The following is a 23514-nucleotide window of genomic DNA, read 5'->3' on the forward strand; positions in this document are numbered from 1 at the left end:
CGGACATCTCATGACGACAGTGGCGGTGCAGAGGCAGGCGCAGCGGCGTCGATCGCCTCTGGTCGGATACCTGCTGCGGCGGGCCGGCACCTCCCTGCTCCTGTTGGTGGGCGTGACGATCGTCACGTTCGCGCTCACCAACCTGGTGCCGGGGGATCCGGTCTCGGCCGCACTCGGTGAGGGGGCGTCGCAGAACCCCGCGACGCGCGAAGCGTTCATCAAGGAGCAGGGTCTCGACCAGCCGCTGTTCGTGCAGTACTTCATCTACATGGGGAATCTGCTCCGCGGAGACCTCGGCACGTCGCTGGTGACCGGACGCCCGGTCACCAGCGACCTCGCCACCGCGGTGCCGGCGACCATCGAGATCGCGATCGGCGCGATCATCGTCAGTCTCGCGGTCAGCATCGTTCTCGGCACCCTCGCCGCCTACCGTCGTGGACTCGTCACCGACCAGGTCATCCGCGTGGTCACACTGGTGGGCCTGAGCGTGCCGACCTTCTGGCTGGCGCTCGTCAGCTTCTACGTCTTCTTCCTCGAGCTGGGCATCGCGCCGGGGTCCGGGCGCATCTCCCCGTCGATCACCCCGCCGCCCCGCGTGACCGGGCTCTACACGGTCGACTACCTCCTGAACGGAGACGCGGTCGGGTTCTTCGACGCCCTCGCGCACCTCGCCCTCCCCGTCATGGTGCTCTCGCTCGTGACGATCGGCCTGCTCACCCGCTTCATCCGGACCTCGGTGCTCGAGGTCCTCGGCAGCGACTACGTGCGTGCCGCCCGCGCCAAGGGACTCCCGGCCATGCGCGTGATCGTCGGGTACGTGCTGCGGGGCGCGTCGCTGCCGATCCTCACAGTCGTGGGTGTCGCGTTCGGAGCCCTGCTCTCGGGCACGGTGCTCGTCGAATCCGTGTTCGCCTGGCCCGGGCTGGGCACCTACGCCTACAACTCTGCGGCGAATCTCGATCTGCCCGGCATCATGGGGGTCGGTCTCGTCGTCGGCATCATCTACCTCCTCATCAACTTCATCGTCGACATCCTCTACGGCGTGCTCGACCCGAGAGTGAGGATCGCATGAGCCGCATCGCCGCCGCCACCCCGGCCGGTCGCTTCCGCTTCCGCTGGCCCCGAGCCTGGCGCACCCCGCTCGGGGTCATCGGCACGGTCATCGCCGGAGCCTGGATCATCGTGGCCTTCACCGCCCAGTGGTGGGTGCCCTATCCGCCGAACGCGCAGGTGCTGCCGCGTCTGCAGGCGCCGGGGATCGACACGCTCCTGGGCACCGACGGCAACGGCCGCGACATCTTCTCCCGGCTCATGACGGGCGCGACGGTGAGTCTTCCGCTCGCACTCATGCTCGTGATCGCCGCCATGATCATCGGCACGGTCATCGGCGCCGTCGCCGGTTACTTCGGCGGCTGGGTCGATGAGACCCTGATGCGCATCACCGACCTGTTCATGGCGTTCCCGACCGTGATCCTCGCCATGGTGGTTGCGGCCTCGCTCGGACCCTCCCTCTTCAACGCGGTGATCGCAGCGATCGTCGTGTCCTGGCCGCAGTATTCGCGTGTCACCCGCAGCATCGTGCTGGGGCTTCGCGGGCAGAACTACGTGATCGCGGGGCGGCTGCTCGGGCACTCGCCGGTGCGCACGCTGTTCGTCGACATCCTGCCGAACATCGCCGGCCCGATCCTGGTCCTCGCCACGCTCGACATCGGTGCGGCCATCCTCCTCCTCTCCGGACTCTCCTTCCTCGGCCTCGGTGCACAGCCGCCGACAGCGGAGTGGGGGTCGATGATCTCCGCGGCGATGCAGAACTTCGACGCCTGGTGGCTCGGAGTCTTCCCCGGCCTCGCGATCCTCACGGTCGTGCTCGCGTTCAACTTCCTCGGTGACGCGATGCGCGATGTGCTCGATCCGACCGCGGAGATCACGCACGAGAAGACCGACGAGCACGCGGCCTCGGCGACGGGAGCGGCGGCATGAGCGCGCAGGGAACCGCGGTCCTCCGCATCCGCGACCTCACGATCGACATCGGCCGCCCGCTGGTGAAGGGTGTGTCCCTCGAACTCGAGGCGGGTCGCGTGCAGGGCCTCGCGGGTGAATCCGGATCCGGCAAGACCCTCACCTCGCTGGCCGTGCTGGGGTTGCTGCCGCGGCAGGCCCGCACCGGGGGATCGATCCTGCTCGGGGATGAGGAGCTCGTCGGCCTGCGTCGTCGCGCGCTCAACCGCGTCCGGGGCAAGCGGATCGCCATGGTGTTCCAGGACCCGTCGGCGTCGCTGCATCCGCAGCTCCCGGTCGGGCGTCAGCTCACTGATCACATGCGCGTGCACCTCGGGCTCAAGGGCGCCGCCGCACGGGCGCGGGCGGTCGAACTGCTCGAGACCGTGCAGGTGCCGAACCCCGCCGAGGCGCTGAAACGCTATCCGCATCAGTTCTCCGGCGGTCAGCGCCAGCGCATCGCGATCGCGTGCGCCCTCGCCTGCGACCCCGAGGTACTGCTGGCAGATGAGCCCACGACGGCCCTCGACGTCACGGTGCAGGCAGGCATCCTGAAGCTGCTGCGCGATCTCGCGGTCGAGCGGAACCTCGCGGTGCTGCTCGTGACGCATGATCTGGGCGTGATGAGCGCGATCGCCGACAGGGTGGCCGTCATGAAGGACGGTCGGATCGTGGAGCTCGCCGACCGCGAGACGCTTTTCCTCGACCCGCAGCACGACTACACGCGCATGCTGCTCGCGGCCCTCCCGGGGTCGCGGATCGACGAGACACCGGAACAGGAGTCCGCAGATGAGTGAGGTCGCCGTCCTCGACGCGCAGGACGTGGTCGTGCGCTACCCGGGAAGTCCGCCCGTCGTCGCCGTGAACGGGGTGTCGATCAGCGTCGCCGCGGGCGAGACCGTGGCCCTCGTCGGCGAGTCCGGCAGCGGGAAGTCGAGCCTCGCTCGCGCCGTCGTCGGCATCGAGAAGATCGCGGGCGGGACGGTCCGCTTCCGCGATGCGCCCGTCGCGCCGCTCGGCATCCGGCGCCGAGCCATCGCGATGACCGGCATCCAGATGGTGTTCCAGGACCCCTCCACGTCGTTGAACCCCCGGCGGCGTGTGGGCGACCAGATCGCGGACGGCATCGCGACGGCCCGGGCCCGCGGCGCAGCCGGATCGACGGTCGACGAATGGCTCGACCGCGTCGGGCTGCCGGTCGAGGTCAGCACACGCTTCCCGCACCAGTTCTCGGGCGGGCAGAAGCAGCGGCTCGCGATCGCGAGGGCGCTGGCTGCGCGGCCTTCCCTCCTCGTCGCCGATGAGCCGATCTCGGCCCTCGACGCCTCGACGCAGACGAGCGTCGCCCGGCTGATGCGCGACCTGGTCGCGGAGTCGGGAGCCGGGATGCTGTTCATCTCGCACGACCTCGCCGTGGTGCGACGCATCGCCGACCGGACCCTGGTCATGTTCGGCGGTCGCGTGCTGGAGTCGGGCCCGACGGCTCCGCTCTGGGCCGCGCCGCAGCATCCCTATACGCAGGCGCTGCTGGCGGCGATCCCGGAACCGGACGGCGCCGGTCGCATCCCCGCGGCTCCTTCGGTCGACGACCGCACGGTGTGGGCCGAGGTGCCGCCCGTCACGTACTGAGCCCTGACCCGCGCGCTGGGGCCGAAACGGAGACGATCCGTGGGTGGGGCGGCGCGTCGCGCCCGGACACGCCGCCCTGCACCGGGATGGTCTCCGTTTTCGCACGGCCGTCCGCGTGTCGGCGGCCCAGGACAAACTCCGCTAGACTATGCAGGTTGTCTGCCGGACTCCACTCGGGAAGCCAGGGGCAGGCACGTGCACACACCCTCCTGCTCCCGGGAAAGCCCCGAGAGCCGTTCTAGTCCGAAGGAGGTGGGTAAGTGACGCACCAGTACGAACTCATGGTCATTCTGACCCCCGAGATCGACGAGCGCCAGGTCGCACCTACGCTCGACAAGTTCCTGAAGGTCATCACCAACGATGGTGGCTCTATCGAGAACGTCGACATCTGGGGCAAGCGCCGTCTCGCCTACGAGATCCAGAAGAAGAACGAGGGCATCTACGCCGTCGTCAACTTCACCGCGACCAGCGCCGCCACGCAGGAGCTCGACCGTCAGCTGAAGCTGAACGAGCAGATCATGCGCACCAAGGTCCTCCGCGCAGAAGAGGCTCAGGCGATGATCGCTTCCGAGGCCAAGCGCTCCGAAGAGAAGGCTGCTCGCAAGGCCGCCAAGGCTGCGAAGGCCTAAGTCTCATGGCCGGCGAAACCGTCATCACCGTGGTGGGAAACCTCACGGCCGACCCCGAGCTGCGGTACACGCAGAACGGGCTGCCGGTGGCGAACTTCACCATCGCTTCGACGCCTCGGAACTTCGACCGCGCCGCGAATGAGTGGAAGGACGGCGATGCCCTGTTCCTCCGTGCATCCGTGTGGCGCGAGTTCGCCGAGCACGTGGCGGGCTCGCTGACGAAGGGCATGCGCGTCATCGCGCAGGGCCGTCTGCGTCAGCGCTCCTACCAGGACCGCGAGGGCAACCAGCGCACCGCGATCGAGCTGGAGGTCGACGAGATCGGCCCCTCGCTCCGGTACGCGACCGCTCAGGTCACGCGCGCGGCTTCGACCGGAGGCGCCGGTGGCGGTGGACAGTCTCGCCCGCCGCAGCAGCAGGTGTCGGAGGAGCCGTGGTCGACGCCCGGCTCGTCGACCAGCGCGGACGCCTGGAGCACTCCGGGCAGCTTCGGCGACGACACCCCGTTCTGAAAAATTTCTGGATCCGGTCCGCAGGGCCGGCATCCGCTCATCACTAAGGAAAAACAATGGCTGGAAAGTCGAGCGGCGACCGCCGCAAGCCGCGGAAGGGTGGCAAGCCCACCGCTCCCGCGAAGTCCATCCGGGTCGGTGTCATCGATTACAAGGATGTCGCCACCCTTCGCAAGTTCGTCTCGGAGCGCGGCAAGATCCGTGCCCGTCGTATCACCGGTGTCTCGGTGCAGGAGCAGCGTCTGATCGCCACGGCGATCAAGAACGCGCGCGAAATGGCGCTCCTGCCCTACGCTGGCGCCGGCCGGTAAGGGGTATCGAGATGGCAAAGCTGATTCTCACGAACGAGGTCGCCGGGCTCGGTAGCGCCGGTGACGTGGTCGAGGTCAAGAACGGGTACGCCCGGAACTTCCTCATCCCGCAGGGCTTCGCTACGGCGTGGACCCGCGGTGGCGAAAAGCAGGTCGCATCGATCCAGGCTGCGCGTCAGGCACGCGCGATCCACGATCGTGACGACGCTGTCGCGCTGAAGAACGCTCTCGAGGGCACCAAGGTGCGTCTCACGGTCAAGGCCGGCAAGGAGGGTCGTCTCTTCGGCTCGGTCAAGACCGACCACGTCGCGGACGCTGTTGCGGCCGCCGGCCTGGGCTCGATCGACAAGCGCAAGGTGCACATCACCTCGCCGATCAAGTCGACGGGCGACCACGAGGCGACCGTGCGTCTGCACGAAGACGTCACTGCAGTCATCACGCTGCAGGTCATCGCCGCGAAGTAACGCTGCTCTCGAATGCCCCCTCTCCTTCGGGAGAGGGGGCATTCGGCGTTTCGGGTACGACCGCGAGGACACGGACGTGATTTTGGATCCAGAATGCAGAGTTCGGTGCGATCATCCGATACTGTCGCTCCATGGTGCAATCAGGAAACGCCGCGTCGGCGAAGGATCGGTCCGACGCGTTGCAGAGGCTCGCGCAGCGGCACGGGGCCGGGTACCGCTCGGTGGGCGCGATGGCGTACGACATCATCCGCGATGCGATCCTCGACGGCACGCTGCCGCCCGGGATGAAGCTGCGGCAGGAGACCCTGGCCGAGTCGATCGGCATCTCACGCCTGCCGATCCGGTCCGCGCTGATCCAGTTGGAGGCGGACGGCCTCGTGATCTTCCACGCCCGCCGCGGGGCGATGGTGCGCGCGCTCTCGGTCGAGGAGGCCACGGAGGTGTATCACCTTCGTACCCTGCTCGAGAAGGAGGCGCTGCGACTGGCGATGGTCGAGATGACGCCGGAGCGCATCGCACGCCTGCGTGAGCTCGCCCAGACCGCCGACGACATCTCCGAGGGCGGGGAGTTCGTGGAGGCCCGCACCGAGTTCTACGCGACGCTCTACGACGCGCAGTCGCGTCCGCTCCTCTGGGAGATGATCGAGCAGCTCCGTCTCAAGCTCGGCCGCTACGTGCTGGGCTGGCGTCTGGTCGCACCCGGAAGCCACGACCACTCGCACGGCGAGTTGATCGACGTGGTCGCGACCGCCGATGCGGACGAGGCGCTGCGCGTGCTCGAGTCGCACCTGAACCACGTACGCGACGGCGTGATCGCGTTGCTGGATTCGGCTGCCGTGGAGGCCGCAGGCGACGACCCGGGTCTCAGGTGACCGTGCCGCGACGCGCGAACCGAGGCTCGCGCCAGATCTCACTGTGCAGCACGTCCTCCAGGGCCTCGATGGCATCCCACACGTCGGTGTAGGAGGTGTAGAGGGGAGTGAAGCCGAAGCGGATGAGGTCGGGAGCGCGGAAGTCGCCGATCACGCCACGCTCGATCAACGCCTGCATCACCGCGTAGCCGTCCTCGTGGCGCAGCGAGACCTGGCTGCCACGGCGGACGGATTCCCGAGGGGTGACGGACTCGATCGCCCAGCGCGGGGTGAGGCGTGTGTCGACGAGGGACAGGAACAGCTCCGTGAGCCGCAGGCTCTTCTCCCGCACGAGGCCGAGGTCCACCTCGTCCCAGATGTCGAGGCTCGCCTCGAGCGCGGCCACGGACAGCAGCTGCGGAGTGCCGACACGGAAGCGCTCGACCCCCGTGGCGGGGGTGTAGTCGACCGCGAAGTCGAACGGGCGTGCGTGGCCGTGCCAGCCGGTGAGGGCGGGTCGAGCGGTGTCGTGGTGTCGGGCGGCGGCCCAGATGAACGAGGGGGAGCCCGGTCCGCCGTTGAGGTATTTGTAGGTGCAGCCCACCGCGAAGTCGGCCTCCGCCGCGTTCAGGTCGATCGGCACGGCGCCGACGCTGTGGCAGAGGTCCCAGATGACGAGAGCGCCTGCGGCGTGCACCTTGCGCGTGACCTCGGCGATGTCGTGCATCCGACCGGTGCGGTAGTCGACCTGGGTGAGCACGACGACGGCGACGTGGTCGTCGAGCACGTCGTCGAGAGTGGGTCCGTCGTCGGCGATGAGCCGACGTTGCAGGGGTGTCCCGCTGCCGAGCAGCTCCTGCACGGCCTCGAGCATGTAGAGGTCGGTGGGGAAGTTCCCCCGTTCCGCGACGATCACACGCCGACCGGGGCGGAGCCGGACCGCCGCGACCGCCGCCTGGAACAGGCTCGCTGACGTGGAGTCACCGAGCACGACCTCACCGGCGGCGGCGCCGATCAGCGGCGCGATGCGGTCGCCGACCGTGCGTGGTTTGGCGAACCATCCGGCCTCGTTCCAACTGCGGATGAGCCCGGTGCCCCACTCCTCGGTGATGACTCGCCGCAGATGCTCCTCGGTGTGACGGGGGAGCGCACCGAGGGAGTTCCCGTCGAGGTAGATCACCTCCTCCGGTAGCGCGAACCGTTCGCGTATCGGTGCGAGCGGATCGGCGTCGTCGAGGGCGACGCACGTGGCGCGGTCGATCGCCGTGCGGGTCGGGGTGGTGCTCATGAGATGGTCCGTTTCGGAGTCGATGCGGGGTCAGCGCCCCAGGAACCGCAGCGCGTTGTCGCGGCGGATGGCGCGCTTCTGCGCCTCGTCGAGGAAGCCGGCCCGGTCGACGACGCTGCCGACCGGGCGTTCGCCCAGGGGATAGGGGTAGTCGCTGCCCACCATCACCTGACTCGCGCCGAGCGTCTCCACGAGCGCCCGCAACGCGACCGGCTCGAAGACGACGCTGTCGACGCTGAAGCGATCGAGGTAGGCCGACGGCGGACGTTCGCTGACCCCGATGACGTCGGGGCGCTGCAGCCAGGCGTTCTCGAAGCGCCCGAGCCAGAACGCGAAGGAGCCCCCGCCGTGCGCGAACGCGAGGCGGAGGGTCGGCGGCACGCGATCGAAGACGCCGCCGAGGATCATGGCGATGATCGACAGGTGCGTCTCGGCAGGCATGCCGGTGAGCCAGCGTGCCATCCACCGATCGAGCCGCGGCGAACCCGGCATGTCCCAGGGATGCACGAAGACCGGGATGTCGCTGTCGGCGCAGTGCTGGAGGAACGTCACCATGCCCTCGTCGTCGAGGTCGCGGTCGCCCACGTGGTTGCCGATCTCGACGCCCGCGTGACCGGACGCGATCGCGCGGTCGGCCTCGGCGCATGCGGCATCCGGATCCTGCAGCGGCACCTGCGCGAACGGGATCAGCCGTTCCGGGGCGGGGGCGCAGATCTCGAGGGCGAGGTCGTTGAAGATCCGCGCGACCTTGACGGCCTGGGCGCCCGACTTGTCGTAGGAGAAGAACAGCGGTGTGGGGGAGACGACCTGCATCTCGACGCCGTCGGCGTCCATGTCCGCCAGGCGTACCGCGGCGTCCCAGCAGTCATCGCCGACGCGACGGAACTCGGTCTCGCCGAGCATGATCATCGCGTCGCGTTCGGAGTCCACGCGAAGGGTCGGCCAGAGACCCGGCCCGACCTGTGTCGACAGGTCGGGCCAGGCGCTCGGCACGAAGTGAGTGTGGACGTCGATCGTGCCCAAGGGGCTTCAGCCCTTGCCGGGGTGGACGGCGCCGCACTCGGGGCAGGTGCGTCCCTCTTCACTCTCGTAGAAGGCGCGGAACACCGGCGGGAGGTCCTCGACGATGTCACGGACCTGCAACTCGACCTCATGCACCTTGGCATTGCAGTTCGGGCAGAACCAGGCGAACTTCTCGAGCGTGCCCTCCTCGCGGATGCGCTCGATCACGATGCCGATGGAGCCCTCTTCCGGACGCTGTGGAGAGTGGAAGACGTTGCCCGGCAGCAGCCACATCTCGCCTTCGCGGATGTCGATGCGCTGCAGACCGTCCGGCGTCTGGATGTTGACGTGCATGTTGCCGCGGTACTGGTAGAACCACTCCTCATAAGGGTCGAAGTGGAAGTCCGTGCGCTGGTTCGGGCCTCCGACGACCTGCACGATGAAGTCCCCCATCGGGGTCCAGGCGGCCTTGTTGTTGACCGGTGGCTTGAGGAGATGCTCGTTCTCCTTGATCCATGCGGGGAAATCGATGACGGGTGGGATGGTGCTCATTTCTCCTCCTCGAGAGTGGCAGCGGTGGTGGGGTCGGTGCGGCGCGCGATCGCCTGGATCTCGATGCGCAGGTGCGGATGCGGGAGGGCGTGCACGGCGACCGTGGTGCGGGCCGGGCCCTGCTCGTCGAAGTACTCCGCCCAGACGGCGTTGTACGCGGCGAAGTCGTTCATGTCGACGAGGAAGCTGGTCATCTGGACCAGGTCGCCGAGGTCGCACCCGGCGGCGGCGAGCACCGCACGGATGTTCTCGATGACGGCGCGGGTCTGCACTGCGATGTCGAGACGCGTGGCGCCGAGCTCGTCGACTTCCGCGCCGGCGATCGTGTTGTCGGGGCGCCGGCTCGACGTCCCGGAGACGAACACGAGGTCACCGGAGACCTTCGCGTGTGGGAAGCGCCCTCGGGGTGTCGCCTTGCCTGCGACGAGGATTCCGCCGGAATCGGTCATCGTTCTCCCTCCTCGGGATCGGTGGATCCCTCGTGCGTGCGCACACCGACGCGTCCGATCCCGGTGATCGTCGCCTCGACGAGGCCCTGGGCGGGGAGCGGGACGGCGGCCGTCGCGGCGCCGGCGAGCAGCACCATGCCGGCGCGCAGCGTGAACCCATGGCGCGCGGCGAGTCGTGCCGCGGCGGCGACGGCGCGGGCCGGATCGCCGAGGATGGCAGCTGTCGAACCCGTCGCCGTGACCCTGCCGTCGACCTCGAGCAGCACGGCCCTGTTGTCGAGGGCGTCGGCGCGCTCGAACGGCGTCCAGAGTCCTGTCACGTACGCGGCGGCGGAGGTGTTGTCGGCCACGACATCGGAGAGACTGAAGCGGAAGTCCCGATAGCGCGAGTCGATGATCTCCAGCGCCGGGGCGACCGCGGCGACCGTCTCGGACAGCGGGCGTCCGGGCTCGGAGCCGTCGATGTCGGCTGCCAGGAGATACGCGACCTCGGGCTCGATGCGCGGGTGGATCGCGGAGCGACGGTCGAACACGGCGTCGTCGTCCAGACGCATGGCATCGGTCAGAGTGCCGAGGATCACGTCGTGCACGCCCATCTGCTGGGCCTTCGCCCGACTCGTGAAGCCCAGTTTGACACCGGTGATGCGCTCGCCGCGCGCGAGACGGCGGGCGATCACCGCATGCTGTGTGGCGTAGGCGGTGTCGAGTCCGACCTCTCCTTCGGAGGAGAGCTGAGTGATCGAGGTCGCGGTGCGCTGCGCGGTGTCGAGCGCGGCGGCGAACACGGCATCGGCGGTCATCCGGTCACCCCCGAGCGTTCGGCGACGAGGTCGAGGGCGACGTCGACGATCATGTCCTCCTGGCCGCCCACCATGCGACGGCGGCCCAGCTCCACGAGGATGTCGCGGGCGTCGAGGTCGTGCTTCTCGGCCGCGCGCTCGGCGTGCAGCAGGAAGCTCGAGTACACGCCTGCGTAGCCGAGCGTGAGGGTCTCGCGGTCGACGCGGACGGGACGGCGCTGCAGCGGACGCACGAGCTCCTCTGCCGCATCCTGCAGCGCGAACAGGTCGCAGCCGTGCTCCCACCCGAGCAGATCGGCGACCGCGATGAACGCCTCGATCGGGCAGTTCCCTGCGCCGGCGCCCTGCCCTGCGAGCGAAGCGTCGACCCGGTACGCGCCGTGTTCGACCGCCGTGACGCTGTTTGCCACGCTCAGCGAGAGGTTCTCGTGCGCATGGATTCCGATCTGTGTGCCGGGGTCGAGCACCTCGCGGTAGGCGTCGACACGGTCGGCGACATCGCGCATGGTGAGGCGTCCGCCCGAGTCCGTCACGTACACGCAGTGCGCGCCGGCGGACTCCATGAGCTTCGCCTGATCCGCAAGGCCCCGCGGATCGTTCAGATGGCTCATCATCAGGAAGCCCGAGACGTCCATGCCGTGCTCGCGCGCCCAGGTGATGTGCTGGATCGCGACGTCGGCCTCCGTGCAGTGCGTCGCGACGCGCACGCTGGCGACCCCGAGGTCGCGTGCGCGGGCGAGGTCGTCGATCGTGCCGATGCCGGGCAGGATCAGGGTGGTCAGTACGGCCCGGTCGAGCACCGTGGCCGCCGCCTCGATCCACTGCCAGTCGGTGTGCGCGCCCTGTCCGTAGGCGACGCTCGACCCGCCGAGGCCATCGCCATGCGCGACCTCGATCGCATCGACGCCCGCGGTCTCCAGAGCACGTGCGATGGCCTGCACCTGGTCGGTCGTGTAGCCGTGGCCGATCGCGTGCATGCCGTCACGGAGGGTGACGTCCTGCACGTACACGCGGGGAGTGGTGGTCATGCGGGAACCCCTGTCCGTTCGGCGACGAGTCGCTCGGCCGTGCGCAGGGCGGCTGAGGTCATGATGTCGAGATTGCCCGCGTACTCCGGAAGATAGTGCCCGGCGCCGGCGACCTCCAGCAGCACGGTCACGCGCGTGCCGCGGAAGGGCCGGTCGAGCGTGGGCACGTACTCCTCGTCGACAGCGTCGAACTGCACCTGCTGCTTGAGGCGGTAGCCCCCGACATAGGCCTGTACGTCGGCGACCATGGCCTCGACCGAGGCGCCGACGGCATCACGATCGAGCGTGGTGGGGTCGCCCTCGACCAGGCAGAACACGGTGTCGCGCATGATGAGGGGTGGATCGGCGGGGTTGAGGACGATGATTGCCTTGCCGTGGTCGGCGCCGCCGATCACCTCCAGCGCGCGGGCGGTGGTCTCGGTGAACTCGTCGATGTTCGCTCGTGTTCCGGGGCCGGCCGACTTCGACGCGATCGACGCCACGATCTCGGCATAGGCGACAGGGGCGACGCGCGACACCGCGGCCACCATCGGCACCGTCGCCTGACCGCCGCACGTGACCATGTTCACGTTGGTCGCACCGAGGTGCGCGTCGAGGTTCACGACGGGGACGACGTACGGGCCGATCGCCGCGGGGGTCAGGTCGACCATGAGGCGTCCCGCGTTGCGCACGAGGGCATCGTTGCGGGCGTGCGCTCCGGCCGAGGTCGCATCGAACACGAGCTCGACGTCGGCGAACTCGGCCATCGCGATGAGCCCGTCGACTCCGTCATGGGTGGTGGCGACGCCGAGTCGACGGGCGCGCGCGAGTCCGTCCGAGTTCTCGTCGATGCCGGCCATCGCGACCACGTGGAGGGTGGTCGAGAGCCTCTTCACCTTGATGAGCAGGTCAGTGCCGATGTTGCCGGAGCCGATGATGGCGATGCCCACGGTCATGCTGCAGCCCCTTCCGGTGCGGTGCTGAGGAAGTCGGCTCGGACGTCGCCGAGCCCTTCGAGTCGGGCGCGGAACACCCCGGCGACCGCGTCGACCATCGGGCCGAGCGCGCCGGAGAGGATCACCTCGCCCGCGCGCAGCGGCTGTCCGCGCCGGGCGACCTCGCGCGCCAGCCAGGCGACCGCGATCACCGGGCTGCCCAGGCAGGCGGCGCCGGATCCCGTCGAGACCGGGCGCCCCCCGCGTTCGAGGGTCATGCCGAGTGCGGTCAGGTCGATCCCGTCGAGGCGGCGCGGCGTGGTGCCGAGCACGACCGCCCCGCTGGACGCGTTGTCGGCGATGGTGTCGGTGATGCGGATGTCCCAGCCGGCGACGCGGGAGTCGACGACCTCGATCGCGGGCAGCACGAACTCCGTGGCCCGGATGACGTCGCCGACGTGCGCGGTGGGGGAGTCCAGGTCGCTGCCGAGCACGAACGCGACCTCGGCCTCAGCGCGCGGCTGCAGGAAGCGCGCGAGGTCGATCGGCTCGCGGTCCGCGAAGATCATGTCGTCGAGCAGCACGCCGTAGTCGGGGCGGTCGACGCCGAGCTGCGTCTGCACGGCGGGCGAGGTCAGCCCGATCTTGCGGCCCACGAGTCTTCGCCCCTCCTCCAGCCGTCGCGCGATGCCGAGCGACTGGACCGCGTACGCGGCATCCTGATCCGTCTCGCCGATCAGGTCACGCACCGGCGCGCACGGCCGTCCGGACTCGGTGGCCCGTCGCAGACGCTCGGCGGCGGCGCGGACCGTGTCGGTGTCGAGGACGGCGGTCACAGCTGCACGCACACGTTCGTCGGCTCGGTGTAGAACTCGAGCGAGTGGTGGCCGCCCTCCCGGCCGATGCCGGACAGCCCGACCCCGCCGAAGGGGCTGCGCAGATCGCGCAGATACCAGGTGTTGACCCACGACATGCCGGTGCGCATCTGCTGGGCGACGCGGTGTCCGCGGGTGAGGTCGGTCGTCCACGTGACGGCGGCGAGGCCGTAGTCGGTGTCGTTCGCCAGCGCGATCGCCTCCTCCTCGGTGTCGAACGGGATGAGGGCGGCGACGGGGCCGAACACCTCTTCGCGCACCGTGCGGTGGCTGTTGTCGAGTCCGGTCCACAGGGTGGGCTCGATCCAGGATCCGCCGTCGAGCCCGTCGCCGAGCGTGGGGATGCCCCCGCCCGCGAGCACGGTCGCCCCCTCGGCGACGGCGAGGTCGAAGTACGACAGCACCTTCTCGCGGTGTGCCTGCGAGATGAGCGGACCTGTGGTCGTGGCGGGCTCTTCCGGTCGCCCCAGACGCAGGCGGTTCGCGTGCTCGGCGAGTCCGGCCGCCACGTCGTCGAAGACCGCGCGCTGTACGTAGATGCGCTCGGTGCACAGGCAGACCTGACCGGTGTTGAGGTAGGTGGAGCGGGCGAGTCCGGCGACGGCCGCGTCGAGGTCGGCGTCGGCGAACACGAGTGCGGCGTTCTTGCCTCCGAGCTCGAACGACACGGGACGCACGCGCGGCGCGACCGCTCGCATGATGGCGGAACCGGTGGAGGACTCGCCCGTGAAGGTGACGCCGTCGATGCCCGGGTGCGTGGTGAGCGCCTCGCCTGCGGAGCCGGGGCCGAAACCGTGCACCACGTTCACGACCCCGGCGGGGACGCCCGCCTCGGCCAGGATCTCGGCGAGCAAGGTGGCCGACGACGGCGTCTCCTCCGAGGGTTTGATGACGACCGTGTTGCCGGTGGCGAGAGCAGGGGCGAGCTTCCAGGTGAGCAGGAGCAGCGGCAGGTTCCACGGCACGATCACCGCGACGACCCCCAGCGGCTTGCGGACCGCGTAGTTGAGGGCGCGGCGACCGTCGGGCAGCTCCGTGAGGAACGAGTCGAGTCCTGCGGTCGAGACCGTGTCGGCGAAGGATCGGAAGTTCGCGGCAGCCCGTGCCACGTCGAGGTCGCGGGCGAGGGTCTCGGGCTTGCCGGTGTCGCCCACCTCGGCGGAGACGAGCTCGTCGGCGCGGCGGTCGATGGCGTCGGCCACGCCCCGGAGCAGGCGGGCGCGTTCGGCGACGGTCATCCGTCCCCACGGCCCGTCGAACGCGGCCCGGGCCGCTGCGACCGCTCGATCGACCTGCTCGGTGCCGGCCTCGTGCACCTCGGCGATGACCGACCCGTCGACCGGGCTGATCTTGGCGAAGGTGGCGATTCCCTCGACGCGCTCGCCGGCGATCATGTTGTGGATCGCGCGGGGTGCCCGGTCCGGCTCGGCGGCACGGAGGGGAGGCGTCATCGTCTCGAAAGGCATGGGCTCAGGCTAGGAAGGTTCGAGGGATGCCGACAAATACTCTCTTGATGCACTGCCATGCCCGTACGGCTATAGTCCCGAGCATGGTCACCGATCGACTGCTCGATGGACGGGTCAAGATCCGCCACCTCGTCCTCGTCACCGCCATCGCCGACGAAGGCACCCTGGTGCGCGCCGCAGAGTCGCTGCACATCACGCAGCCCGTGGTCACCCGGGGGCTCCGCGAGGTCGAGGAGGTGCTGGGCGTGCCGCTGTTCGAGCGGATGCCGCGCGGCGTCAAGCCGACGCCGTACGGCGACTCGTTCATCGAGCGCGCCCGCTCGGTGCTCGCTGAACTGCGCGCGGCCGGCGAGGAGGTGCGGCTGCTGCAGTCCGGCCAGCTCGGCACCGTCACGGTCGGCACGCATCTCGCCGGCTCGAACCTACTACTGCCGCGGGCCATCGCCGCGCTGAAGGCCGAGCATCCGCGGTTGACGGTGGTCGTGCGCGAAGGCACCCCCGACACCCTGCAGCAGCTGCTCCTCGCGGGCGACCTCGATCTCACGGTCGGGCGACTCTCGCCGACGGTTCCGGTGCGGCTCGAGCAGCAGCGGCTGCATCAGGAGCCGATACGCCTGGTCGCTCGTGCGGGGCATCCCGTGCTCGGCGGCGCCAAGGCGAACTCGCTCGCCGAGCTCCTCGCGTACCCCTGGATCTTCCCGGTCGCTCAGACTGCGTTGCGTGCCGAGCTCGAAGCCGTGTTCTTCCACGAGGGTCTCCCCCTGCCGCCCGACCGTGTGGAGTGCACCTCGATGCTGACGCTGCGCACCCTGCTGATCTCCACCGACGTGATCGCGGCGCTGCCCATGTTCATCGCCGTCGACGACCGCGAGCTGCGGATCCTGCCCACGCCGCTGAGCTCGATCCGCCGATCGGTCGGCGTGACGCTGCCGAAGGACCGGACGCCGTCGCCGGCGGCATCCGCGCTCCTGAGCCATCTGCGCGAAGAGGGCGCGCGGCTCGCCGAGTTCGAGCGTGAGTACGCCTTGACGGAGTCCCGCCCGATCGGTTGATATGCCCGAATGGTCATAGCTCTGACCCGTATGGATATTGGACAGCATCGCTCCCGCGGGTGAATCTGAGGTGGACGACACGACGTCGTGACGATCCCACCCGATTCAGCCAATGGAGGCGACATGGCCGGCTCTCCCTACGTTCCCGACGCGAAGAAGTACCGCCCGGAGGATTTCCGGCGCGTCGAGGGTGAACCGGCCGATCCCGATCCCTCGACCTGGGGTATGCAGCCCGACGGCACCTTCCTGCCGCCTGCGCACACGCCGTCCGTCCCGCGCGACGTCTTCGTCGACTGGCCCGGTCAGCTCGACTACCGCGACCCCGAGACCTACACGTTCAATGCGACCGCCGAGGCGTTCTATCCGATCGTGGTGAACACGAGCCATTCGTGGCAGTGCATCTACGACTGGGACGGCCGTCGCCTCATGCTGCACTACGGCGGCGGCAACCACTGGAAGCTGTACGACATCACCGATCCGCGCGATCTCACCATCGTCGACGAGGAACAGTGGGGGTGGGATGATCCGCGTCCGCAGTTCGGCGCGACCACGGTGCAGTGGAACGCGAATCTCGGCAAACACATCGCCATCCAGGCGAGCGAGACTCCGCGCTACTTCCTCAAGGGTCGTGTCGCCAACAAGTGGATCGACGACACCGTCGAGGGCCAGCTGAAGGAGTGGGAGGGACTGCGCGGCTTCCGCACCTGGGAGATGAACGGCCCCAGCCCGCGCGACTGGACACTTCTCACCGAGGTCTCGACCGACCCGAACCACGGACCGGACGAGATCCAGGAGGGCAACGGGGTCCTCGATCTGCCGGTCTACTACGGCGACAAGTACCTCTTCGTCGCGACGGCACCCGACAACACCTTCACCAACCAGCCCTACAAGACCACGCTGTGGACGGCGGGTCACGCTGCCTACGACGTCTCCGACCCCTCGAAGCCCGAGCTGCTCTCGACCTGGTGGGTGCCCGGCTCTCGGGCCGGCGAGGAGGCGGACTCCGAGTACCTCGCCGACAACGACCGCTGGAACAACAAGACGAGCTGGTTCGGCTCGCGCATGGGCGTCTTCATGCCCCGCTCCGTGGAGTCGGGCTACCGCTACGCGTACGCCGCGCAGGGAGGTCAGGGCTTCTTCGTCCTCGACGTCTCCGATCCGACGGACATCCATCACGTCGGCTGGTGCCCGCTGCCCACGAGCGTCGCCGGCACCGAAGGCGACAACGTCGACACCACTCAGGTGGAGGAGACCGGGTACGTCTACGTCTCGGGCTACCCGATGAACACCGACTGCTATGAGCCGGCCAAGGAGATCTACCAGATCGACGTGTCCGATCCGGCGAACCCCCGGGTCGTGCGCACGCTGCCGCGCCCTGTGCCGCCGGCGGAGGCGGCCTTCACCGACTGGGCTCAGCGCCGCGGCTCGTTCGGACCGAAGCGCTCCGGCTACTTCACCAACACCGGAACCCCGCACGGCGGAGTCGTCCCCTACGCGTTCTACGCCGCCGGGCTGCAGATCTTCGACGTCCGCGACCCCGAGGACCCGAAGGTCGGCGCATACTTCGTGCCGCCGATGGGCCTGAAGGACGACGACGACCTCGCCGCCCCCGTGCACGGGATCTTCGTCGAGTGGGACCGGAACCTGATCTGGCTGTTCGCCAATCACGGCATCTACGCAGTCTCGACCCCGCTGCTGGGCGAGCCCGTCGTCGGCATCCCCGCCGCGGACGGCTGACACCCGGCACCCCGGAACTTCGGCGCCCGCCCTGCACATAAGGGGCTTGCAGGGCGGGCGCCGAATCCCCCGCACCCTCCGTGACGATCCCTCCCGAAAGAGATCCATGACTCAGACAGTCCGACCCTGGCCGGCCCTGTGGGCGCTGTGCATCGGCTTCTTCATGATCCTCGTCGACACCACGATCGTGGCGATCGCCAACCCGGTCATCCTCGCGGCCTTCGACGCCGACCTCACCACCGTCATCTGGGTCACCAGCGCGTACCTGCTCGCCTACGCCGTCCCGCTTCTGATCACCGGCAGGCTCGGGGATCGGTTCGGGCCCAAGCGCGTCTACCTCATCGGTCTCGTGGTCTTCACCGTCGCTTCACTCGCCTGCGGTCTGTCCGGCAGCATCGGCATGCTGATCGCGGCGAGGGCGGTCCAGGGCTTCGGAGCGGCACTGATGACGCCGCAGACCATGGCGATCATCGCGCGTGTCTTCCCCCCGCGCGGCCGCGGCCAGGCGATGGGGGCGTGGGGTGCGGTCGGAGGGCTCGCGACGCTGGTCGGTCCGATCCTGGGCGGCGTGCTCACCGACACGGTGGGCTGGGAGTGGATCTTCTTCGTGAACGTGCCCGTCGGGATCGTCGCCTTCCTCGTCGCGTGGCGTCTGGTGCCGAACCTGGAGGGGCACCCGCACCGGTTCGACTGGCTCGGTGTCACGCTGTCCGGCGTCGGTCTCTTCCTTCTCGTGTTCGGCATCCAGGAGGGCGAGGTCTACGACTGGGGTGTGATCCTCGGGCCGATCACGGTGTGGAGCCTGATCATCGCCGGGGTCGTGCTGCTCGTGCTCTTCGTCGTCTGGCAGCGTGTCAATCGCGCCGAACCTCTCATGCCGCTCCCGCTGTTCCGCGACCGCAACTTCTCGGTCGCGAACGCCACGATCTTCCTGGTGGGGGTCGGCATCACGGCGATGCCCGTGCCGCTCGCCTTCTACTTCCAGGTCGGCCGGGGTCTCGATCCGACGCTGGCCGCACTCATGCTCGCGCCGATGGCGGTCGTCTCGGGGGCGCTCGGTCCATTGGTCGGCAGACTGAGCGACCGGGTCGGTCCGCGCTGGGTGACGTTCGCGGCCTTCGTCATCTCGGCCGCGGCCATGCTCTGGTACGCGACGACGATGACCCCGGAAGCCCCCTTCTGGCTCCTGCTACTTCCGTCCGCGCTGCTGGGGATCGGAGTCTCGGGTATGTTCGGCCCCCTGGCGTCGACGGCCACCCGCAACCTTCCGCACACGCAGGCCGGGGCGGGGTCGGGGGTGTACTCCACCACCAGGCAGATGGGCTCCGTGATCGGATCGGCGTTGCTGGCGGTGCTGATGAACGTGACACTCGCCGCGCACATCGCCGGCTTCGTGCCGGGGGCCATCCACCCCGGCAGCGATCTGTCACCGGAGGACGGCAGCGGGCTGGCCACGGCCATGTCGCAGTCGCTCCTGCTGTCGGCCGGCGCCTTCGCCGTGTGCGCGATCGTCGTGGTGTTCTTCGAGAAGCCGCGACCATGGGGTGCGCCGGCAGCCCCGCAGACAGTGGAATCCGTCGTGAGAGAGGGGCGATGATGGTGGCGATCGCAGTGGATCCAAAATCCAGAATGAAGAATGACGAGAGGGTTCCGATGACCGCGAAATCCGGAGGCGGAAGACTCGTCGTCGACGCCCTCAAGAAGGACTATGAGCTCGACGGCGCAGCCGTTCCCGTGGTCAAGGACGTCACCTTCACGATCGAGCCCGGGATGTTCTACTCGCTCCTCGGGCCGTCCGGGTGCGGCAAGACGACCACGCTCCGTTGTGTCGCCGGGCTCGAGCGGAGCAACGGCGGGGTCATCTCACTCGACGGCGATGTGCTCTCGACGGGCACCGCGCACGTGTCGCCCGACAAGCGTGACATCGGGATGGTGTTCCAGAACTACGCGATCTGGCCGCACATGACCGTCTTCGCCAATGCGATCTTTCCGCTCCAGGTCTCGGGCTCCCGCCTGCCCAAGCAGGAGGCGCGCAAGAGGGCGATGGAGTCGCTCGAGCTCGTGCAACTCGACCACCTCGCCCAGCGTCCGGCCACCGCGCTGTCGGGCGGTCAGCAGCAGCGTCTCGCTCTTGCGCGGGCTCTGGCGCACCGACCGCGGCTGCTGCTGCTCGACGAGCCGCTGTCGAACCTCGATGCGAAGCTGCGCGACACCATGCGCAACGAGCTGCGCAGTCTGCAGCGCACCCTCGGGATCAGCGCGCTCTACGTCACGCACGATCAGTCCGAGGCGTTGTCGATGTCCGACCGGGTCGCCGTGATGAACGGCGGGCGCATCGTGCAGGAGGCTTCGCCGCGCGAGCTCTACGACCAGCCGGCCGACCGCTTCGTGGCGGACTTCGTCGGTCGCGCGAACATGGTCCCCGCGGTGGTGATCGATCGCGACGGCGCAGGCGACGCGGTGGTGGAGGCCCTCGGAACCCGGCTGCGCACGCCTGTGCCGGATGAGGCCTCGGTGGGCGACGAGGTCACGCTGACCTTCCGCCCCGAGACCGTGCGCTGGCATGAGACCGAGGTCGATCGTCCCAATGTCCTTCCCGTCCGCATCGTGCGGGTGGAGTTCCTCGGCGAGATCGTCGAGTACGAGGCGGAAGTGCTCACCGAGGGCGGGTCCGTCGGCACGATCGTCGGCCGCGGAGCACCGCTTCAGACACCCACCGAAGGCGGCAGGGTCTTCCTCGAACTCGTCCCGCACGCCTGCCGCGTGCTGGCTGCATGACGCAACCCCGCACCACACCCGAAGATCACACTCCTGATGTCAGAGAGGACATTCAGACCATGAAGAGAACACTGGGAGCGACCGCCGTCGTGGCGGTCTTCGCGCTCGCACTGAGCGGATGCAGCACGCCGAGCGAAGCCACCGGCGGCGACAGCGCCCTGAAGGGCGACGCCGCCGAGGCGGTCTGCGACGCCGTCGAGATCGGAGCGATCACCCGCTGCGAGAACTTCTACGACGACTACTGGCCGGAGATCGACAAGCAGCTCGACGCCCTCTACGAAGAGGCGAAGAAGGCCGATGGCGGCACGTTGGTCATCTGGGACTGGTACGAGCTGGCCCCCGAGGTGATCGCGCAGTTCAACGAGCGCTTCCCCGACATCAAGGTCGAGACCCGGGGCCTGACCTACAACCTGTCGTCGGCGATCATCTCGGCCAAGGCCACCGGCGCGCGCAACACCGATGTGGTGTCCGGTTCGATTACCTCGATGGCCGCCATGTACGACGAGGGGTTCTGGGAGAAGGTCGACTGGTCCAGCTTCGGCGTCCCCGAGGAGTACCTGACCATCGGGGCTCCCGAGCTCATGCCCGACAGCATCAACGGCACCCTCATGCAGTACAACACGGAGAAGGTCGACTCGGTGCCCGAGACGCTCGACGGCCTCCTCGACCCCGAGTACAAGGACAAGGTGTCGGTCGCCGGCTACAACGCGGTGGTCTTCGCGGGGTACGGCATGGCCGAGGGGGAGGACGAGATGGTCGGACTGATCGGCGACCTCCTGTCCTCCGGCAACCTGAAGCTGCTGGAGGACCAGGGCGCTCCGCTGTCCAGCGGTGACGTGCCGATCGCCCTCAACCAGACCCTGTTCAACCCGAACCCGGCCCTGCAGGTCTCGCCCTTCGAGCACGCCGGCGTCTGGGCGCAGTTCTCGGGCGTGAACTCCGATGCGAAGAACAAGCCGGGCGCGGCGCTGTGGACCCTGTGGAACGCGTTCGACCCGGACTGGATCGAGCTGCGCATGACGGACGAGCGCTTCGCCAGCACCCAGGTGCCGTTCGCAGGTCTCCCCGCTGCGACGTTCGCCGAGGCCACCGGGCTCATGAAGACGAACTCCGACGCCCTGCTTCTCGGCCTCGAGAACGGGGCCGAGACCGAGACGCAGGCCACTCGTGACGACTGGCAGGCCATGATCAACGCCGCCGACAAGGCGCTGAACGGATAACGATGTTCCAGGCAGGACGGACCACGGGGCGAAAGCGTCCCACCACGATGACGATCGCGATGATCGTCTCGGGCGCGGTCATCTTCATCCTTCTCGCGGTACCGCTGATCGTTCAGGTGATCACCGCGTTCCGTGGTCCGTTCCTGCCCTTCGGCGTCTCGTCGGCGCAATGGGGCGTCGAGAACTTCGTCACCCTGTGGCAACTGCGCGAGGACTTCTGGGGCGTGCTCGGCGCGACGGGCGCGTTCGTCGGCGGCTCGACCCTCCTCACGCTCCTGATGGCGTTCGGTCTCGCCTGGGTCACCGTGCGCACGGATGCTCCGTGGCGCCGCCTCATCTCCGTGCTGGTGATCGTGCCGTACATCATCCCGCCGATCGTGAAGGCGCAGGCGTATCTGCTGATGCTGTCGCCCGAGTCCGGGGTGCTCAACCAGCTGCTGAGGATGCTCCCCTTCGCGAGTGACGTGCCGATCGATCCCTATGCGTTCCCGACGATGATCTTCATCCAGGCGCTCACGAACGTCACCTTCCCCTACCTGATGATCGTGCCGATCCTGACGAACATGGACGGCTCGCTCGAGGAATCCGCGCGGGTGTCCGGGGCCTCCTGGCCGCAGACGCTGCGTCGCGTGACCCTGCCGATGCTCTGGCCGGGCCTGCTCGGGGTGACGGTGCTGACCTTCATCCTCGGCCTGGGCAGTCTCGAGGTTCCGCTGCTGTTCGGCCAGGAGTCCGGGCGCAACATCTTCGCCCTCAAACTCTGGACGCTCATCAGTTCCAATGCGGGCGAGCTGCCGCAATACGGTCTCGCCGCAGCCTGGGGGCTGGTGTTCCTGGCGATCACGACCATCGCGTTCGCGGTCTATCTCCGTGCGACCCGCAACGCCGAGCGAAGGGCATCGGTCTCGGGCAAGGGCTTCCGGCCGTCGACCATGCGGATGGGGCCGTGGAAGATCCCGGTCATGCTGCTGGTCGCCGTGTTCGTGCTGCTCACGGGCATCCTCCCGCTGCTCGCGTTGCTGTGGGCGGCGATCACGCCCTATCCGGTCGCGTTCTCGATCGAGGCGATGCTCGAACGCACCGACTTCGGTGCGTTCGGGGTGGTGCTGGCCGATCCGGAGTTCTGGGTGTCTCTCGGCCGCACGGTCCTCATCGCGGGCGGCAGCGCCACGATCGCGGTCGTGTTCGCCACGGTCCTCGCCTACGGCATCGCCCGCAGCAAGAAGACCGGCTGGGTGAAGGCCTTGGACCTGTTCGCCTCGTCGTCGGTCGCGATCCCCGCGACCATCGCCGGCTTCGCGATGTTCCTCACGTTCATGGTCATCAACCCCTACATCCCGATCGCCGGCACGCTGCTCGCCCTCGTGATCGCGTACTCGTATCGGGTGTCGATCGCCTACCGCTCTTCGTACAGCGCGACCCTGCAGATCAGACCAGAGCTCGAGGAAGCCGCCCTCACGAGCGGGGCCAGCCGCTTCCAGGGGTTCCGCCGCATCATCGCGCCGCTGTTGATGCCCACCGTGATGGCCGTGTGGATCCAGATGTTCATCCTCGGCACCAACGAGTTCACCCTTCCCGCGTTCCTGGCCACCCCGTCGTCCCGTCCGCTGTCGATGTACATCTACGCCATGATCAACCCGCGGTCCGCGCAGCTCTACGCACCGGACCAGGGTGCCGCGATGGCGCTGATCTTCACGCTGATGGTGTTCGCGATCGGCTACGGCCTGCAGTGGGCGCTGTCTCGTCGCGCGATTGGTCGGACCCGCAAGGCAGTCAGCACCGGTCTGCCCGACCTCGCCGCTGCCGCGCCGTCCCCCGTCGCGGATTCCGCCACCGCAACCCTCGCCGTCCAGTCCCGCCCCCGCCCCTGACCCTGACCCCCGTCCCCACCCCCGCCCACCCCTTTGCGGGATCGAAAACGCACCTCGGAGCGGGTTCGGAGGCGCGTTTTCGATCTTT

At 68.7% G+C, this 23514-nt stretch carries 24 protein-coding genes; 15 read left to right on the forward strand and 9 right to left on the reverse strand.

Going from position 1 to position 23514, the window contains the following annotated elements:
* The first annotated feature begins 10 nt into the window (after window positions 1-10).
* From LC041_RS15145 to LC041_RS15185, 9 genes are all read left to right on the forward strand, one after another.
* Entirely contained in the window at window positions 11-1072 is a 1062-nt protein-coding gene (locus LC041_RS15145; RefSeq protein ID WP_226533927.1) for an ABC transporter permease, read from the forward strand.
* Window positions 1069-1980, forward strand: coding sequence for an ABC transporter permease (locus LC041_RS15150; protein ID WP_226533928.1), 912 nt, complete (start codon window positions 1069-1071; stop codon window positions 1978-1980). The genes LC041_RS15145 and LC041_RS15150 overlap by 4 nt, the downstream gene beginning before the upstream one ends.
* The gene (locus LC041_RS15155; protein ID WP_226533929.1) at window positions 1977-2795 is read left to right on the forward strand and encodes an ABC transporter ATP-binding protein; all 819 of its coding nucleotides are present in this window, start codon (window positions 1977-1979) and stop codon (window positions 2793-2795) included. Before LC041_RS15150 ends, LC041_RS15155 begins: the two co-directional genes overlap by 4 nt.
* Entirely contained in the window at window positions 2788-3627 is an 840-nt protein-coding gene (locus LC041_RS15160) for an ABC transporter ATP-binding protein (RefSeq protein WP_226533930.1), read from the forward strand. The genes LC041_RS15155 and LC041_RS15160 overlap by 8 nt, the downstream gene beginning before the upstream one ends.
* A 260-nt stretch (window positions 3628-3887) precedes the next feature.
* Entirely contained in the window at window positions 3888-4256 is a 369-nt protein-coding gene (gene rpsF, locus LC041_RS15165) for a 30S ribosomal protein S6 (RefSeq protein WP_047523969.1), read from the forward strand.
* 5 nt (window positions 4257-4261) lie between these two features.
* Entirely contained in the window at window positions 4262-4768 is a 507-nt protein-coding gene (locus LC041_RS15170; RefSeq protein WP_226533931.1) for a single-stranded DNA-binding protein, read from the forward strand.
* Between the two features lie 56 nt (window positions 4769-4824).
* Window positions 4825-5079 (forward strand): 30S ribosomal protein S18, encoded by a 255-nt coding sequence (gene rpsR, locus LC041_RS15175; RefSeq protein ID WP_017829850.1) that lies wholly within the window; start codon window positions 4825-4827, stop codon window positions 5077-5079.
* A gap of 11 nt (window positions 5080-5090) precedes the next feature.
* Window positions 5091-5543, forward strand: coding sequence for a 50S ribosomal protein L9 (gene rplI, locus LC041_RS15180; RefSeq protein WP_047523968.1), 453 nt, complete (start codon window positions 5091-5093; stop codon window positions 5541-5543).
* A 131-nt stretch (window positions 5544-5674) separates the two neighbouring features.
* Window positions 5675-6415: a GntR family transcriptional regulator gene (locus LC041_RS15185; RefSeq protein ID WP_226533932.1), complete on the forward strand. Its 741-nt coding sequence runs from the start codon at window positions 5675-5677 to the stop codon at window positions 6413-6415.
* On the opposite strand, the gene kynU is transcribed toward LC041_RS15185, so the two are convergent.
* The 9 genes from kynU to LC041_RS15230 are packed head-to-tail and all read right to left on the reverse strand — an operon-like array spanning window position 6408 to window position 14768.
* Complete coding sequence (kynU, locus tag LC041_RS15190) at window positions 6408-7682, reverse strand: kynureninase (protein ID WP_226533933.1); 1275 nt, start codon at window positions 7680-7682, stop codon at window positions 6408-6410. The genes LC041_RS15185 and kynU overlap by 8 nt on opposite strands.
* A 30-nt stretch (window positions 7683-7712) precedes the next feature.
* A complete protein-coding gene (locus LC041_RS15195) occupies window positions 7713-8705 on the reverse strand; it encodes an amidohydrolase family protein (RefSeq protein WP_226533934.1) in 993 nt (330 codons plus the stop codon).
* Window positions 8706-8711: 6 nt separating this feature from the next.
* Window positions 8712-9236 carry a 3-hydroxyanthranilate 3,4-dioxygenase gene (locus LC041_RS15200; RefSeq protein WP_226533935.1) on the reverse strand — a complete coding sequence of 175 codons (525 nt, stop codon included), beginning with the start codon at window positions 9234-9236 and terminating at the stop codon, window positions 8712-8714.
* Entirely contained in the window at window positions 9233-9685 is a 453-nt protein-coding gene (locus tag LC041_RS15205; protein WP_226533936.1) for a RidA family protein, read from the reverse strand. Before LC041_RS15205 ends, LC041_RS15200 begins: the two co-directional genes overlap by 4 nt.
* A complete protein-coding gene (locus LC041_RS15210; RefSeq protein ID WP_226533937.1) occupies window positions 9682-10485 on the reverse strand; it encodes a 2-keto-4-pentenoate hydratase in 804 nt (267 codons plus the stop codon). The genes LC041_RS15205 and LC041_RS15210 overlap by 4 nt, the downstream gene beginning before the upstream one ends.
* Entirely contained in the window at window positions 10482-11513 is a 1032-nt protein-coding gene (gene dmpG, locus LC041_RS15215) for a 4-hydroxy-2-oxovalerate aldolase (RefSeq protein ID WP_226533938.1), read from the reverse strand. The genes LC041_RS15210 and dmpG overlap by 4 nt, the downstream gene beginning before the upstream one ends.
* The gene (locus LC041_RS15220; protein WP_226533939.1) at window positions 11510-12448 is read right to left on the reverse strand and encodes an acetaldehyde dehydrogenase (acetylating); all 939 of its coding nucleotides are present in this window, start codon (window positions 12446-12448) and stop codon (window positions 11510-11512) included. Before LC041_RS15220 ends, dmpG begins: the two co-directional genes overlap by 4 nt.
* Window positions 12445-13263, reverse strand: a complete 819-nt coding sequence (locus LC041_RS15225) for a 2-keto-4-pentenoate hydratase (RefSeq protein WP_226533940.1) — start codon at window positions 13261-13263, stop codon at window positions 12445-12447. The genes LC041_RS15220 and LC041_RS15225 overlap by 4 nt, the downstream gene beginning before the upstream one ends.
* Window positions 13260-14768 carry a 2-hydroxymuconic semialdehyde dehydrogenase gene (locus tag LC041_RS15230; protein ID WP_226533941.1) on the reverse strand — a complete coding sequence of 503 codons (1509 nt, stop codon included), beginning with the start codon at window positions 14766-14768 and terminating at the stop codon, window positions 13260-13262. Before LC041_RS15230 ends, LC041_RS15225 begins: the two co-directional genes overlap by 4 nt.
* Before the next feature lie 83 nt (window positions 14769-14851).
* Between LC041_RS15230 and LC041_RS15235 the strand changes: the two genes are divergently transcribed.
* The 6 genes from LC041_RS15235 to LC041_RS15260 all read left to right on the forward strand — a co-directional run bounded on the left by LC041_RS15235 (window position 14852) and on the right by LC041_RS15260 (window position 23426).
* Window positions 14852-15820 (forward strand): LysR substrate-binding domain-containing protein, encoded by a 969-nt coding sequence (locus LC041_RS15235; protein ID WP_226533942.1) that lies wholly within the window; start codon window positions 14852-14854, stop codon window positions 15818-15820.
* A gap of 123 nt (window positions 15821-15943) precedes the next feature.
* Complete coding sequence (locus LC041_RS15240; protein WP_226533943.1) at window positions 15944-17557, forward strand: LVIVD repeat-containing protein; 1614 nt, start codon at window positions 15944-15946, stop codon at window positions 17555-17557.
* Window positions 17558-17663: 106 nt separating this feature from the next.
* Entirely contained in the window at window positions 17664-19154 is a 1491-nt protein-coding gene (locus LC041_RS15245) for a DHA2 family efflux MFS transporter permease subunit (protein ID WP_226533944.1), read from the forward strand.
* Window positions 19155-19210: 56 nt separating this feature from the next.
* On the forward strand, window positions 19211-20335 hold the full coding sequence (locus LC041_RS15250; RefSeq protein ID WP_226533945.1) for an ABC transporter ATP-binding protein: 1125 nt from the start codon (window positions 19211-19213) through the stop codon (window positions 20333-20335).
* Between the two features lie 59 nt (window positions 20336-20394).
* Entirely contained in the window at window positions 20395-21555 is a 1161-nt protein-coding gene (locus LC041_RS15255) for an ABC transporter substrate-binding protein (protein ID WP_226533946.1), read from the forward strand.
* Window positions 21556-21557: 2 nt separating this feature from the next.
* The gene (locus LC041_RS15260) at window positions 21558-23426 is read left to right on the forward strand and encodes an ABC transporter permease (protein ID WP_226533947.1); all 1869 of its coding nucleotides are present in this window, start codon (window positions 21558-21560) and stop codon (window positions 23424-23426) included.
* Window positions 23427-23514: the final 88 nt, after the last annotated feature.

This window comes from Microbacterium paraoxydans, assembly GCF_020524545.1.
GTDB lineage: Bacteria > Actinomycetota > Actinomycetes > Actinomycetales > Microbacteriaceae > Microbacterium > Microbacterium paraoxydans_C.